Source organism: Mariniplasma anaerobium (genome assembly GCF_016865445.1).
Classification (GTDB): domain Bacteria; phylum Bacillota_I; class Bacilli_A; order Acholeplasmatales; family Acholeplasmataceae; genus Mariniplasma; species Mariniplasma anaerobium.
Genome location: NZ_AP024412.1, coordinates 1871138 through 1885846 on the forward strand (window position 1 = coordinate 1871138; position 14709 = coordinate 1885846).

Sequence of the window (14709 nt, forward strand, 5' to 3'; positions counted from 1 at the left end):
GTCTTTGTAGACTTTCAAAATTTATAAAATATGATGTTGCCAGTCAATGAACTGACTGGCAACCTTAAAACCTTAGTTAATTACGCACCTTTTTGAGCTTCATTATAAGCTTCATTAAGTGCTTCTTGAATGTTTCCATCACCTAGCATAATACGTTCTAATGCTGAACCAACTTGAGTACGAGCTCTTGAAGAACCGATAAATGCTGGATCAAAGAACATGTATCCTGATTGTTGATAAGCTGCATTAGCTGCCATTGCGATAGCTGCTGCTTTATTATCAGTTGTTGATGGATTGTTTAAGAATGCTTGATATTCTGTAGATGTATAAGCACTTGTTCTTACAGGAAGATATCCAGTTTCAATTGCCCAATCAGTTGTTACATCTTTAGAAATTAAGTATTTTAAGAATAACCATGAAGCTAGTTTTTCTTGATCTGATCCTGTATCCATTAATGAAACATTCGTACCTTGTTGAATAACTGCTTTTTCATCTAGCATATTTACATTATAAGGAACTGGTGCAACACCAATTTCAAAACCACTACTTGGAACATTATATGTAACGCCAGCTGAAGAACCAATAGTTATAAATGTTTGTTGGTTAACAAATGGAGTTGAAGCATAATCTTGATCCCAGAACTCAGGTAATGTAAATACTGTATTATTATTCTTTAAGAATGTCATAGCAGCAAATGTATTAGCATTTTGATGCCATAGGAATTCACCTTCGAATGTAGAGAAGTTTAATGCAGTGTATTCACCACCGAATTGTCTAGCAAATGTAATGAATGCATTTCCTGTTGAGTCATATGCTGCAGGAACGATTAACGCTTGAGCTGCTGCGATTTCAGTTGCTAGTTGTGCTGCAGTTTGACCTGGATTCGCATCTAAAACTTTTTGTCTTGCGATTGCTTGACCTTCTGCTTCTAATTGAGGAGCTATAGCAATGATATCTTGCCATGTTTCAGGAACGTCTAGTCCTAAATCATCAAAAACAGTCTTATTATAAATCATTACTTCAGTTGATTTATTAAATGGAAGAGAATAATATGTACCATTTGCATCATATTGTGTATTTTCTTCTAAGTAAGATGCGATAATATCGTCTAATGCGTCATCACCATTTAATCCCCAAGTTTCTGAATAGATATAAGGATTTAAGTTAAGTACTGCATCACCATTTAAATATTCTGCAACATGATCTGGATAACCTTGAACTAAGTTTGGATAGTCACCAGCTGTAATTGCATTAATCATATTACTCTTTAATGTATCATAATTACCAGTACCTTCTGGTATAGTAACTGTTACATTAGGATACATAGCCATAAAGTCAGTTGCATATCCACGGATTAAGTTTGCTTTATCTTCACCCATTGCATGCCATAATTCGATTTCTACAGTTTCAGTAAATGTAGTTGGAATACCACTATCTACAACTGTTAATAGAATTGCTGCACTAGCTCTTACGCCATCATAAGTAATTCTGATGTTGATTGTGTAAGTTCCAGCTGCATCTAATAGATAAGCACCACTTACAACGATATCTGCAGTGATATCTTCACCATCAGGTGTTTGTGCAGTTATACCAGCAAGTGGATCATAAGAACCAGAACCTATGTAATATAGTTGTTGTGCAACTACACCATATAATACTGGTGGCTCTACGCTTGCATCACCTTGAACTGTTAAATTAATAGTTGCAGAAGCAGTTGCGCCTGCGCTATCTTCAACTGTTAATGTAATAACATATGTACCAGCAACGTCATTGTCACCTGTTTCATATCCTGTCACTACGATTGCTCTAGAGATGTCACCATCTTCTTCATCTGTAGCTGTTACGCCTTCAAGTGGTGTAAACGCGTCACCTTGTTGAATCACTTGAGTAGGATTTGTAACAGTGATTACTGGAGCTTGATTTCTTTTAGTCGCACAAGCTGATAAAGTCATAACTCCAAGTATTACTAAAATCGAAAATACTATTTTTTTCATTACTTTCCTCCTAATAATTTTTTGTCTTATATATTTTCTATATCTTTTTTAGATATATTTATCCTTTTGTACCGCTTCTTCCTACACCTGAAATAATAAATTTCTTAAGTGAGAAGAATAAAATAATTAATGGAACTGTAACTAACGCTGTTGCGGCTAATTGAATGTTATAAACCGGTCTAGCATCACTTGCTCCTGAATCAGTTGTAAAACTTGTTCCACGAAGTGCTACTGAGATCAACCAATTATCTTGTGATCTTGTAACTAATTGTGGCCAAATATATGCATCCCATGCACCAATGGCACTTAAAATGATAATTGTGATGATTGTTGGTTTTGCAATTGGAATCATAACGCGAGTTAAATATTTGAAATCTCCACATCCATCTACTCTTGCTGCTTGATAAAGTGTATCTGGAATTTGTTTAAATGATTGTCTTAAGAAGAAGATATAGAATACACTTACCATAAATGGAAAGATCAATGCTGCTATCGTATCAATCCAACCTAGTCTTGAAACTGTAACATAGTTTGTAATTGTATATAATTCTCCAGGAATCATCATTGTTAGTAAAAGAATTGAAAATATAAACTCTCTACCTTTGAAATTTAATCTTGCAAATGCGAATGCCGCTAAAATTGTTGTTGTAACTGTCCCTAACATTGTTATAACACCAACTCTAATTGTATTCCAAATATAAGTACCAAAATCAAATCTTGTAATTGCTAGTTTGAAGTTTACCCATTGCATTTCTCCAAGTCCTATAACAAATCTTGGATTTAAAGCAGTAGTAAGCTCTTCGTTGGTCTTTAAAGCTGTTAGAATCATCCAATAAAACGGAATGAATATAAATAATGCCATTAAAGTTAAGAAGGTATAAGTCCCAACCATTCTAACAATCTTTAATATAAAGTCTCTTTGACTTATTTTTTCTAAGTCTTGTTGACTTTCAGATTGTTCATCTCTTCTTTCTTTTCTTTCTTTAGCAATTCTAAATGTTTCTCCTGAGAAAAACATCTTTAATTTATCCCATGCATTGATTAATGTTTGCTTTAAACGATAACCTTTAACAAGTTCTTTCATTTGGAATCCAATTTCGTATCTTAATACTGCAGAAAATGGATTTAAAGTAACTAAACTCATTACAGCGTATAAATGTTGAGTCCGATAAGACCATTCATCAACTTCAATTGCTTCTTTTGAGAAATATCTTCTCATATTTTGAAAAGCCATTGGAGTAAAAACTAATAAATATCCTAATAAAAGTGCAATGATTGTATTAACGCCTGCTTGCAGGAATTCTAATCCGAAAATTGTATATATTGTCCCTGGATCAACTTGTTCTGTAATAGCTCCTGGTTCAATTAATAAGACAAACAGATAACTAACTAAAATAAATGCGAATACCACATACACAATATCGATTAGGTTAGCTATGAGTTGTAATTTCTTAATGCTTTTTGTTATTCTTTTCATATTATCCTCCTAATCAATAATGAACACGTTTTTTACCTACTCTTAATTGAATGACAGTAAATACCATAATAATTAAGAATAATAGGATCGCTGCAGCTGCAGCTTCACTTAACGCACCATTTCTTCCTGTTTCTTGTAAGTATTCATATATAAAGAATACGATAGTCTTCAAGTTAACCTGTCCATTTGCACCTGTTGTAATCACACCAGATGTACCAATAATCGCTACAATAGAAGAGTAAGTCTTAAATGTACCAATAATGGATGTTACTAAAATATAGAATATCATCGGTGAAATCAACGGTACTGTAATTCTTCTAAATGATTTAGATCTAGAAGCACCATCAATTTGTGCTGCTTGATAATATTGTTTATCAATACCTTGTATACTTGATAAGAATACAATAATTTTAAATGCTAACCCTGCCCAAACACCATGAATTAGAATAACTGCCATTGCAGACCAATAAGTCGCACCAACACCTACCCATGGAACTGGGGTTCCTCCAAACCAGGTAACAACTTGGTTTGCTAATCCTAAATTAAATAAATCATTCGTATTTCCTTTAAACATAAATGCGAAAACTAAACCAATCGCAATTGAATTTGTTACATAAGGTAAGAAAAACATGTTTTGGAAAAATCCTTTAAGTGGTTTAATCGAATTCATCGCAACAGCAATGAATAAAGCTGCTACAATTGCGATTGGTACACTTACAAATACGATAATTGCAGTATTTAATATAGCTTGTCTAAATCCAGATTCGCTTAATACTGTAACATAATTACCAATAAGTGTGTATCCATCGAATTCTCCGGTTACAATATTGTACCCACTGTAAAATGAAACTAAAAATGAATTAATAATTGGATAAAATGTAAATACTCCTAATACCAGTAGTGCTGGTAGTAAGAAGAAGATTGCTTTAAACCAACCAGGCATATGCGCAAAGAATCTTAAATGATGTTTCTCTAGAAAATCATTTAGTCTCACTGCCATATAATGTGTTTTAGACCTAATAGACCATTTTAATTCTCTAATAAACTCTTTCATGATAGAACGAGTCCTGTTTCTTTATCAAAAACATGAACTTTATGTGCTTTAACCATAAGTTTGATCGTTTTTTTACCTTCGACTGATTCTGATTCAACAAGCGCTCTTAATGGCTTGTCACCAATCATGAAACGAATCATAGTATCTCTACCTGTATGGTCTATATGTGTTGTATCAACAACAAAGCCTTGATCGTCTACTTTAAAGTCTTCTGGTCTTATTCCTAAATCATATTTTCCATCTTTGATTTTTGTATCTGCAAGGACTGTACCGTCTGATAAGACAATTTTGCCTTTTTTAATTTCACCTTCAATAATATTGATTGGTGGATTTCCTAAAAACTTAGCAACAAAGATATTGTCAGGTTTGTTATACATAACTTGAGGTTCATCCATTTGTTGTTGCATTCCGAAATTAAGAACAACCATTTGATCACTAATACTCATAGCTTCTTCTTGGTCATGTGTAACAAAGATAGTTGTAATTCCAGTTTCTCTTTGAATACGTTTAATTTCTTCTCTTGTTTGAAGTCTTAATCGAGCATCTAAGTTTGATAGTGGTTCATCAAGAAGTAAAACTCTTGGTTTTTTAACCAATGCTCTTGCGATTGCAACTCTTTGTTGTTGCCCGCCTGATAGTTGTGAAGGTTTTTTATCTAATTGATCTCTAATACCAACCAATTCAGCCATTTCAACAACTAATTTTTCTGCTTCTTGTCGCTTGATGTTTAAATTTTCAAGTGGAAACATAATGTTTTGACGTATTGTCATGTGTGGATAAAGTGCGTAGTTTTGAAAAACTAAGCCGATTCCTCTTTTTTCTGGTGCAAGTCTAGTAACATCATCTTCACCAAAGAAAATCTTACCTTCAGTAACCGGATGAAGTCCCGCTATCATAAATAAAGTGGTAGATTTACCACATCCAGAAGGTCCTAGTAAACCAACAAGTTTACCTGATGGAATTGTAATTGTTAACTGGTCTACTGCTCTTGTCTGATTTCCTGATTTGTCAGTAAAGACTTTCGTTAAATTCTCTAATCTAATCTCCATGTAAAATTCATACTCCTTATTGTAATTTTTTTATTTAAGCTAAAAATAAAAGCACTCTCGATATCCCAAAAGTACTTACGTTTCGTATATGAAAAAAACGGAATTCTTCGCTTTCATATTAATGGTTTGAAAAGCATTTTGTGATTCACACATAAATTACTCACCTCAACACCTTTATTATATAATAATACCCTTCAAATATCAATGGAGTTTTGGTGTCAATTTCGTGAATTTACTTATTCTTTTCTTTCACCTAGCGTGAAAGCGCTTTTAGGGGTAGTTTGATTATAGTATGTAACCCCTTAATTGTCAATGAAAACAGTAGTATTTCTTGTATAAAAAAGAAAAATAAGCACAAAAGTGCTTATCACAGACTGTAGACAAAAGGACTTTTCAAAAACGAGTTTTCGTTATGAATCGCCCTTTTTTTGTTTTTTGTGGATAAATATAAAAAAAAGATCTCTATTTGCTCGATATCAATAATAAAGTAAAGCTATGTCCACATTAATGCGGCTAACTTTTTCAAATTATACATACTAAAAATCATGAAGCTTCGATCTTCATTCTTTTGACGTCCCCTTAAATAGGTAACACCTAGACAGTGATTCATCTTTGAAATCCCAAAAACTCTTTCAACTGATGATTTTCTTTTGGGATAAAGCTCCCTTCCAATCTCTGAGAGTCTCGTTTCTTTGATTAAAGGATTTACATACTCTAATTGATGTCTTGTTAAACTTCTTGTTTTTTGATTTGTACACTGTGCTTTAAATGGGCATCCTATACAATCTTTAACACGTGTCTTGTATTCACGGTATCCTAGTTTATTGGTGCCTCTATAAGTTAGTATCTTTTCATTTGGACATATATAATAGTCATGCATTTCAATATAATCGAATCTATCCTTTGTAAGGTGCCGTTCTCCATTTAGACCTATAGAACCATCTTTTCCTTTAGGCCGTTTATATGGCAATACAGGTAGGACTTTTCGCTTATATATTTCATTGAGAAGAATTGGATTATCATATCCAGAGTCCATGACTGCCACTTTAACTTCCTTATGGGTATCTAGATAGTTAACTACTGTATCTAACACTGTTATACTATCATGAAGGTTTCCTGCAAACATCTCAGAGGATAAAACCCAACCGTTCTCATCGCTGATCACTTGATTGCTGTAGGCTAATTGTCGTTCTTTTTCACCTTTATGAAACATCCCGCAATCTGGATCAGTTAAACTGATGATTGCTTTCTTTGGGCTATCATAATCAATGATTTTCTTACCTTCTTTTAGTCTAAGTTCATTAATTTCTTCATGGAGCTGTTTAACATATTTATGTGTTGAATCATTGATTAAGATATCATTAACACGTCTTTTATTGGCATATGCTTTAATATGTGTTGAATCGACAAAGATGTTATCCATCTTGACTAACTTTAAGTTCATTGCTTGATATAAAATGGTGTTGAAAATTTCTTCAAATATATCTGTGTCTTTAAATCGTCTAACGTAATTTTTTCCAAATGTTGAGAAATGAGGAATGTCATCGGAAAAATCATATCCTAAAAACCAACGATATGCAACGTTTACTTCGATTTCTTCAATCGTACGTCTCATCGAACGAATGTTAAATAAATATTGAATAAAGACAATTTTAAATAAAACGACTGGATCAATTGAAGGTCTGCCCATATCATCTGAATATAAATGCTCGACAATATCATAGATAAAATCAAACTGCATCACTTTATCCACCTTGCGGACTAAATGATTTTGTGGGACAAGTGAATCAATATCAACGACTTGTAGATTCTTGGTGTTGTTTTTTTGATCTCTATTTAACATATATAAGCACCACCTTATACATATATTTTACCACTTACCTATATATTTATATATAGGTAAAAGTGATTTTTTAGAGACATAAAAAAAGAGGAGGACTCAGAACGCCTTTTAGAACCTTAATAGCTCACGCGTTTTTAAGCAGTCTAAGCCGCACATTTTAAACTGGTCCTCACATTTGTATTTTATCACTTTTGTAAAAAAAATACCATATCCGAAGATATGATACTTTGTCTACAGCCTGAAATAAGCACAAAAGTGCTTATCATCTATTTTTTATGTTTTTATACGACTTTAAAATTCACAATGTTTAGGTGTTCTAGGGAATGGAATAACATCTCTAATGTTTTCAACTCCTGATAGATACATGACTAATCTTTCAAATCCCATACCGTATCCTGCATGTTTACATCCCCCAAATTTTCTTAAGTCAAGATACCAATTTAAGTCTTCTTTAGGAACATGCATTTCTTCCATTCGTCTTTCTAAAACATCTAGACGTTCTTCTCTTTGAGAACCACCAATTAATTCACCAGAACCAGGTACTAATAAATCCATTGCAGCTACTGTTTCTTGATCATCATTTAAACGCATATAAAATGCTTTTATATCCTTTGGCCAATCTGTAACAAACACTGGAGATTTGAAATGTTTTTCTGTTAAATATTTTTCATGCTCTGTACTTATATCTTTGCCAAATTCTGGTTGATTTTCAAATTTTTCATTTGCATTTTTAAGTATTTCAATGGCTTTATGATGAGATACTTTAGCAAATGGTTGGTTTAAAACATTTAACAATTTCTCTTTCAATCCTTTTTCTACAAATTTATTAAAAAATTCCATTTCTTCAGGCAATTTATCAAATACATATTGGATAACGTATTTGACCATTTTTTCAGCATTATCCATATCTTTTTCAAGGTCTGCAAATGCCATTTCAGGTTCAATCATCCAAAACTCTGAAGCATGTCTTTGTGTATTTGAGTTTTCTGCTCTAAAAGTAGGTCCAAAAGTATATACGTTTTTAAAAGCTAGCGCATAAGCTTCAGCTTCTAGTTGTCCTGTAACAGTTAGATTTGTTCTTTTCGCAAAGAAATCCTTTTTATAATCAATTTCGCCATCATCATTTTTAGGTAAATGATTTAGATCAAGTGTGGTCACATTAAACATTTGACCTGCTCCTTCACCATCATTACCCGTAATGATAGGTGTATGTGTGTAAATAAACCCTTGATTTTGGAAAAATTCATGAACTGCAAAAGCCGCAACGCTTCTTAATCTAAAAACTGCATGAAAAAGATTAGTTCTCACTCTTAAATGAGCGACTTCTCTTAAAAACTCTCTTGTATGTCTCTTAGGTTGTATAGGATAGTCTTCTGGCGAATCTCCTAAAAGCATAATTGAGGTTGCTATGATCTCAAAAGGTTGTTTTGCTTGTGGTGTTAATACTAAAACACCTTTAACCTCTAAAGAACTACCAACTCTAAATTTTTGAACATCACTAAAATTATCTAGCTTTTGTTCTTCATAAACCACTTGGATACTTTCAAAAAAAGTTCCATCATGAAAATTTATGAATCCAAATTCTTTTTGTGCTCTATTATTTCTAACCCATCCATATAATGTGATTTCTTTATTTTCAAAAGTTTCTTTATTTCTAAATATATTTTTTACTGTTGTTTCCATGTTATACCTCTCTCTTTATAAAAATAAAAACGTCCTTAAAAATAATCTAAGGACGTATAATTTACGCGGTACCACCTTAGTTCTAGACAAGATGTCTAGCACTTAAATTCCTTTTAACGCAAGGTCTACGAATAGGTCTACTCTCTTTTAAGATTTCTTCTATCACTCAGAGTGTTTTTCATTATATATTTTAACTAGACTCACACCATCTCCAGCTCGCTTAATAAAGGGTATATAATTTACTTTCTCATCATCGATTTCTCTATCATTATATATGTATAAAATCATTTTGTCAATCCTTACAAAATATCTATTAACTTGAAAATGAGTAAATAAAACACCATCTTAGTTCATTTGAAATCTTTATATTATTTATAATAATATAAAAATGAGCTTAGATTTCATCAATATCCTCAATTTCATCTTCATCTTCATCTTCGTCATCAGTCTCGATTAAATCAAATTTTGCATCCGCAATATGTATAAATTTCTTGCTGATTTTTTGACCGGTTTTATTGACAAGATCTGCATTTTTTGAAACACTTATAATTGCTCGATTTAATTTGTCCCAACGTTCATCATATCGTTTAAATTCTTCACCAAGTTTTCTTAATTCATCTAAAATAATTGATGTTTGTTCGTCTCTTTCCATGTTTTTAACGATAGTTTGAATCATTGTTAAAGTGGATAAAAGTGTCGTTGGTGAGACAATCCAAACTTGATTTTTTTGAGCATATTCCATAATGTCTTGATGATATGATGTTAACTCTGCAAAAATAGCTTCTGCAGGAATAAACATTACTGCTTGTTCAGATGTTTCTATAGGAATAATATACTTATCTTTTATTGCATTAATATGGACTTTAACATCCTTTTTAAACTCTTTTTCAGCAAAAAGTCTATCTTGAGCCCCTAATTTTTTATCCATCATTTTTCTATAATTATCTAAAGGAAATTTTGAATCTATTACAAGATTACCTAAAGGTTCAGGTGCGTGTATCATCGCATCAGCAATATATCCATTAGAAAGTGTTTTTTGTTTTTCATAAAGTGCTTGATTATCACCCATAACAGCACTAAGAAGTTGATAAAGTTGAACTTCTCCAAAAATACCTCTCGTTTTTTTATCTGTTAATAAACCATTCAAACTAACTACTTCTTGAGAAAGTGTTTCAATTTTCTTTTGAGCTTCATCAATTTTTGCTAATCTTTCAATCACGTTCGTAAATATCTCTGTTGTTTTCTCAAATCCTTGGCCTAGTCTTTGTTCGACTTTATCATTAATTTCTTTTAATTGTTTGTCAATTTTAGCCATCATATAGTCTTTAAATTCATTTAAATCTTTTTGACTTTGTTGATTAGAATGTCCAACTAAAGTTGCAACATTTGTTTTAAATTCTCCAAATTCTTTGGCTAATTTTTCATTTAAATCACCAAATTCTTTAAGTAATTTTATATCAAAATACCCATGAATATCTTTTTCGACTGATATAGGATTTTGTTGATCAACTTTTTTATTCATTAAAATAAAAAGATACACAAACATCCCAATAAGGATGATAATCAACCCTATAATAATATAATCTTCCATATTCTCACTCCCTTTACATGTCTTCTAAATAGTAAATATTAACAATTTCATCTATAATCTCTACATAAAATATCATGTAGGTTTCTCTACTCAATACGATGTCGTTTACTGATGTAATAAATCCATCATCATTTAATGCTTTTGCGTAATTTGTTTGTTCTTCAGGTTCAACCATAACATCTTGATATGCTCTTGATACTAAATCAGTACAATAATACTTATATGACATATCAAGAAAGAATAAAAAGTTATATAAATTTACGTCAACTTTATCATCTGCAAAATCAATAGCACCTTGGATTTGTTCTGAATCAACGTCTTTAACTCGCACACCAATAAATTTGTCGCGATAGTAAGATCCAAAATATGGATACTCTACAGTTCCTTCAGATCTATAGTAAGGATATAACCAGTAATTAGATGATGTTCTATTAATGGTTACACTGAAATCATGTGGTTCATCTCCTGGATGTCTAATGATATCCATGATACTTTCATCATCATCAGGAAAGCCTACAGCCTCAATAAACTGATTGTTTTCGGTTTTTATAGCTGCATGTCCACCAAAATAATAAGATATAAATGGATCAACAAAGAATTCACCCACAAATGGTGATCTTTGTGATAAGAAGATATCACCTGCTTGACCTAAATATTTTCTAGAGTCATCATTAAAAACTGACCTAGTATCTGATGTTTCATATAATGTTTCACGTGGAACTTTATAATATCTCCTCGTTTGAATAACTCCTGTTTGATATGCAAAGTCTTCCTCATATTCAAAAACTGCTCTATCTTTAAAATCATTAATCTCATTTCTAACTAAAATATCTTTTGTGACTGCTTTACCAACTGTGAATATACCTGCCCCGATTAATAACAAAATAAACCCTTTAACAAAGGTTATAACTCTTATTTTTTTCTTCTTTTTTTTATTTCTTGTCTTACCCATAAAAAAGAGTTTTTTCATCGCGTTCACATCCGTTTGATAGTGTTTTTATTATATCATATTAAAGATAAAAAAGCATACAAAAAAAGCCTTACTTAACCTGTTGTTTTATACAAATAGGTTAATATGTAAGGCTTTTAATATTAATATTTATAGTTTTGGTTTAATAACCAATCTTCTGTTTTCGCCTTCGCCTTCTGATTCAGTAATGACGTCTCTCCACTCACTTAGTTTTGTGTGAACAATGCGACGATCATATGAATTCATAGGATCTAATTTAACAGCAATTTTAGTTTGAGCAACTTCTTTAGCTGTCTTTGTAGCAAGAATTTCTAGTTGTCTTTTTCTGTTTTCATGATACCCACCTATATCTAAGCCGACAATTAAATGTCCTTCAGTAAAAGTGTTTAGGTAATTTCTTAGCATATATTGCATAGATAATAGTGTTTTTCCTTCTCTACCAATAAGTAGAGCATTTTCATCACTATCAATTGTATAATAAATTTCATTACCATCATCAACTGTTCTAACTTCCATTCTAGATCCAATTTCAAGTGTTTGTAAGATGCTTTCTAGATAAATTTTACCTTCGATAGCTAAGTTGATATTAGGTGTAGCTTCATATAATGTTGATGAACCTATACCAAGTAATCCTTTTTTCTCTTTTAAAACAGTAAATTTAATTTTATCTAATTGTATTCTTAAGCTTTCAACTGCGATCTTTTCAGCTTCTTGTAAAGTTTTTGATTCAATCTCTATTTTCTTTAACATATCCTCACCCCAACAATTGTTTTTCTTGTAGTCTAGCATGCTTTTTCTCATTTAATCTTCTGTTAAATATTGTTTGACTTAATGAATAAATATTACCAAATACCCAATATAACGCTAACGCATTACTTTGATATGATATGAACATCATCATGATAACCATAAAGTAGCTTACAAACTTCATTGTTTTTTCGGTTTGAGCGCCTTGTGGGTTTGCATTGTGCTTATATGTGTTCTTAGCATAACTTGGTTTCTTCATTGAAATTTTTTGTAGAGTAAACATTGTAGCACCAACGATAGCAGCTAATATAAGTGCTGTAATACCATCGTTTGTATTTGCTAAGTTAACACCTAAAAATTTAGTGTTTGAAACTGAGCTAGCATACATACCACCTTCTAGAGATATACGTCTAACAACGCCGTACATTGCAATAAAGATAGGCATTTGTAAAAATGGCATTAAACATCCAAATACATTGATACCATGTTTTTTATAAACTTGCATCATTTCCATTTGCTGCATTTGTTGTGATTGTGGATCTTTTTTATTCGCATATTTTTGTTGTACACGTTGCATATCTGGTTGAGCTAAGTTCATCTTCATTGTCATATCATTACTTTTCGCATAAATTGGCCATGCAAGAGTTCTTACAATTAAAGTTGTAAATAAAATACCTAATGCAAATGAATTACCTAATAATGATGCGAAAAATTGCATAATGAACGCTACTGGAATAACTAATACATAATCAAAGAATCCTGCATCTTCAGTTGAGATTGGTTTTTCACCACCCGCAACATAGACTTCAAATGATTCACTGTAGCCTTCATATGTGAAAGAAACTGGATAACTAACTTTATCTTTAAATCCGTCAACGCCCATTGGGTCATATCCAAGATCATCAAATAAAGCTGCATACGCTTCCGCGCTCATTGTTTCAGAAATAACGATAACATCTCCATCATTTTCTACTGCATAAGCTTCGATACCTGTTGGATCAAAACTTTGCCCCATATTATATAGGATAGCTTCTGATGGAAATCTAAAGACAACCATTGCAATATCATTATCTACAACTACAGTTTCAGGTTTAATATAGATTCTAAATGAAACTTCTTCGCCTTCAACGGTAAATGTAAAGGTTTGGATGCCGCCTTCAATTCCGATTTCATCTGGTGATGCATTAGAAGGAAGAAGTCCTTCATATGCTACTGGTTCATCAGAAGTTGCACCTGATTCATTCAATAGCCAATAAGAAAGTCCATTATCACCTTTAAATGAGATGGAATTTCGATCTTCATAATCGAAAACTAGCTTTTCGCCGTTTTCACCATATGGATTATTAACAATGACTTTTCCGACTGCATCACTACCACCACATGATGCAAGTGTGATAACAAGGAATAATGCCATAGCTATAAATACGATTTTTTTATAGTGTTTTTGCATTTTTATTCTCCATTAATTTAGATTTTTTTAATAGCAATGTCAACTTACTTTTTATCTCTTGATAGTCAAGTTGCTTAGCTTTTGGTCTTATAACAATTAAAAACAATTTATTTATAATAAATTGATCTTGCAAATCGCTAACAATCATACGAACTCTTCTTTTAATTAAATTTCTTTGAACTGCATTGCCATATTTTGTTCCAATAGACATTGCAAATCTAAAATTTTTAGCTTCAGGATCATTCGCTTGATATACTGCAAAATAACTGTCGTTTTTTGCATCTCGTTTTCTATACACCGCATCAATTTCGCTATATTTCTTAATACGATATTTTTTTTTCATTCGATTTTAGATAAATTATTTAAAAAAAGAACCACTCAAAAAATAACATAAAGTTATTATTTTAATCGAGTAGTCCAAGTGTTTTAAAATAATTTAGGTTTATACAGTTAATTCTGCGCGGCCTTTTAATCTGCGTCTTGCAAGTACGCGACGGCCACCAGCTGTTGCCATTCTAGCTCTAAAGCCATGAGTCTTTTGACGTTTTTGCTTATTTGGTTGATATGTTCTTTTCACAATTAAAACCACCTTTCTTGCGAAACCATGCTTTATTATTATATAAAATGTTGGTGGCTTTGTCAACAAAAAAAACGCATTTTGAATATATATTTATTTTACCCCTAAATATAGCCTATTTATTGAACTACTTTTATATATATACTAAATGTTTTGATGTGGATAACTTAATCACATTTTATACACATTGTGGATAACTGGATAACTTTTATAAAAAGCCTTATAAAAGTGTTTAATCCCCCAATTTATCCACAATTGGTTAAAAAGCAGATTG

General features: G+C 31.8%; 12 protein-coding genes and 1 other annotated feature. All 12 genes read right to left on the reverse strand.

Annotation, left to right across the window (positions count from 1 at the left end):
* Positions 1–80: 80 nt before the first annotated feature.
* The 12 genes from MPAN_RS08905 to rpmH all read right to left on the reverse strand — a co-directional run bounded on the left by MPAN_RS08905 (position 81) and on the right by rpmH (position 14435).
* Entirely contained in the window at positions 81–1994 is a 1914-nt protein-coding gene (locus MPAN_RS08905) for an extracellular solute-binding protein (RefSeq protein WP_176239506.1), read from the reverse strand.
* A 58-nt stretch (positions 1995–2052) separates the two neighbouring features.
* Positions 2053–3471 (reverse strand): carbohydrate ABC transporter permease, encoded by a 1419-nt coding sequence (locus tag MPAN_RS08910; protein ID WP_176239507.1) that lies wholly within the window; start codon positions 3469–3471, stop codon positions 2053–2055.
* Positions 3472–3484: 13 nt separating this feature from the next.
* On the reverse strand, positions 3485–4525 hold the full coding sequence (locus tag MPAN_RS08915) for a carbohydrate ABC transporter permease (RefSeq protein ID WP_176239508.1): 1041 nt from the start codon (positions 4523–4525) through the stop codon (positions 3485–3487).
* Positions 4522–5574: an ABC transporter ATP-binding protein gene (locus MPAN_RS08920; RefSeq protein ID WP_176239509.1), complete on the reverse strand. Its 1053-nt coding sequence runs from the start codon at positions 5572–5574 to the stop codon at positions 4522–4524. The genes MPAN_RS08915 and MPAN_RS08920 overlap by 4 nt, the downstream gene beginning before the upstream one ends.
* Positions 5575–6067: 493 nt before the next feature.
* Positions 6068–7417, reverse strand: coding sequence for a transposase (locus MPAN_RS08925; RefSeq protein WP_231756775.1), 1350 nt, complete (start codon positions 7415–7417; stop codon positions 6068–6070).
* A 291-nt stretch (positions 7418–7708) separates the two neighbouring features.
* Positions 7709–9100 carry an asparagine--tRNA ligase gene (asnS, locus tag MPAN_RS08930; protein WP_176239183.1) on the reverse strand — a complete coding sequence of 464 codons (1392 nt, stop codon included), beginning with the start codon at positions 9098–9100 and terminating at the stop codon, positions 7709–7711.
* Positions 9101–9145: 45 nt separating this feature from the next.
* Positions 9146–9363 (reverse strand) — a binding site (T-box leader).
* Between the two features lie 131 nt (positions 9364–9494).
* Positions 9495–10691, reverse strand: coding sequence for a DNA recombination protein RmuC (locus tag MPAN_RS08935; protein WP_176239184.1), 1197 nt, complete (start codon positions 10689–10691; stop codon positions 9495–9497).
* A 13-nt stretch (positions 10692–10704) separates the two neighbouring features.
* A complete protein-coding gene (locus tag MPAN_RS08940) occupies positions 10705–11661 on the reverse strand; it encodes a YiiX/YebB-like N1pC/P60 family cysteine hydrolase (RefSeq protein WP_176239185.1) in 957 nt (318 codons plus the stop codon).
* A 129-nt stretch (positions 11662–11790) separates the two neighbouring features.
* Positions 11791–12411: an RNA-binding cell elongation regulator Jag/EloR gene (gene jag / locus MPAN_RS08945; RefSeq protein WP_176239186.1), complete on the reverse strand. Its 621-nt coding sequence runs from the start codon at positions 12409–12411 to the stop codon at positions 11791–11793.
* A gap of 4 nt (positions 12412–12415) precedes the next feature.
* Complete coding sequence (locus MPAN_RS08950) at positions 12416–13858, reverse strand: YidC/Oxa1 family membrane protein insertase (RefSeq protein WP_176239187.1); 1443 nt, start codon at positions 13856–13858, stop codon at positions 12416–12418.
* Positions 13842–14201, reverse strand: coding sequence for a ribonuclease P protein component (gene rnpA / locus MPAN_RS08955; protein ID WP_176239188.1), 360 nt, complete (start codon positions 14199–14201; stop codon positions 13842–13844). The genes MPAN_RS08950 and rnpA overlap by 17 nt, the downstream gene beginning before the upstream one ends.
* A 99-nt stretch (positions 14202–14300) precedes the next feature.
* Positions 14301–14435 carry a 50S ribosomal protein L34 gene (gene rpmH / locus MPAN_RS08960; RefSeq protein WP_176239189.1) on the reverse strand — a complete coding sequence of 45 codons (135 nt, stop codon included), beginning with the start codon at positions 14433–14435 and terminating at the stop codon, positions 14301–14303.
* Between the last annotated feature and the right edge of the window lie 274 nt (positions 14436–14709).

Coding starts and splice junctions, on each gene's coding strand:
- MPAN_RS08905 (WP_176239506.1), bottom strand. CDS start 1,994: ATGAAAAAAATAGTATTTTCGATTTTAGTAATACTTGGAGTTATGACT.
- MPAN_RS08910 (WP_176239507.1), bottom strand. CDS start 3,471: ATGAAAAGAATAACAAAAAGCATTAAGAAATTACAACTCATAGCTAAC.
- MPAN_RS08915 (WP_176239508.1), bottom strand. CDS start 4,525: ATGAAAGAGTTTATTAGAGAATTAAAATGGTCTATTAGGTCTAAAACA.
- MPAN_RS08920 (WP_176239509.1), bottom strand. CDS start 5,574: ATGGAGATTAGATTAGAGAATTTAACGAAAGTCTTTACTGACAAATCA.
- MPAN_RS08925 (WP_231756775.1), bottom strand. CDS start 7,417: ATGTTAAATAGAGATCAAAAAAACAACACCAAGAATCTACAAGTCGTT.
- asnS (WP_176239183.1), bottom strand. CDS start 9,100: ATGGAAACAACAGTAAAAAATATATTTAGAAATAAAGAAACTTTTGAA.
- MPAN_RS08935 (WP_176239184.1), bottom strand. CDS start 10,691: ATGGAAGATTATATTATTATAGGGTTGATTATCATCCTTATTGGGATG.
- MPAN_RS08940 (WP_176239185.1), bottom strand. CDS start 11,661: ATGAAAAAACTCTTTTTTATGGGTAAGACAAGAAATAAAAAAAAGAAG.
- jag (WP_176239186.1), bottom strand. CDS start 12,411: ATGTTAAAGAAAATAGAGATTGAATCAAAAACTTTACAAGAAGCTGAA.
- MPAN_RS08950 (WP_176239187.1), bottom strand. CDS start 13,858: ATGCAAAAACACTATAAAAAAATCGTATTTATAGCTATGGCATTATTC.
- rnpA (WP_176239188.1), bottom strand. CDS start 14,201: ATGAAAAAAAAATATCGTATTAAGAAATATAGCGAAATTGATGCGGTG.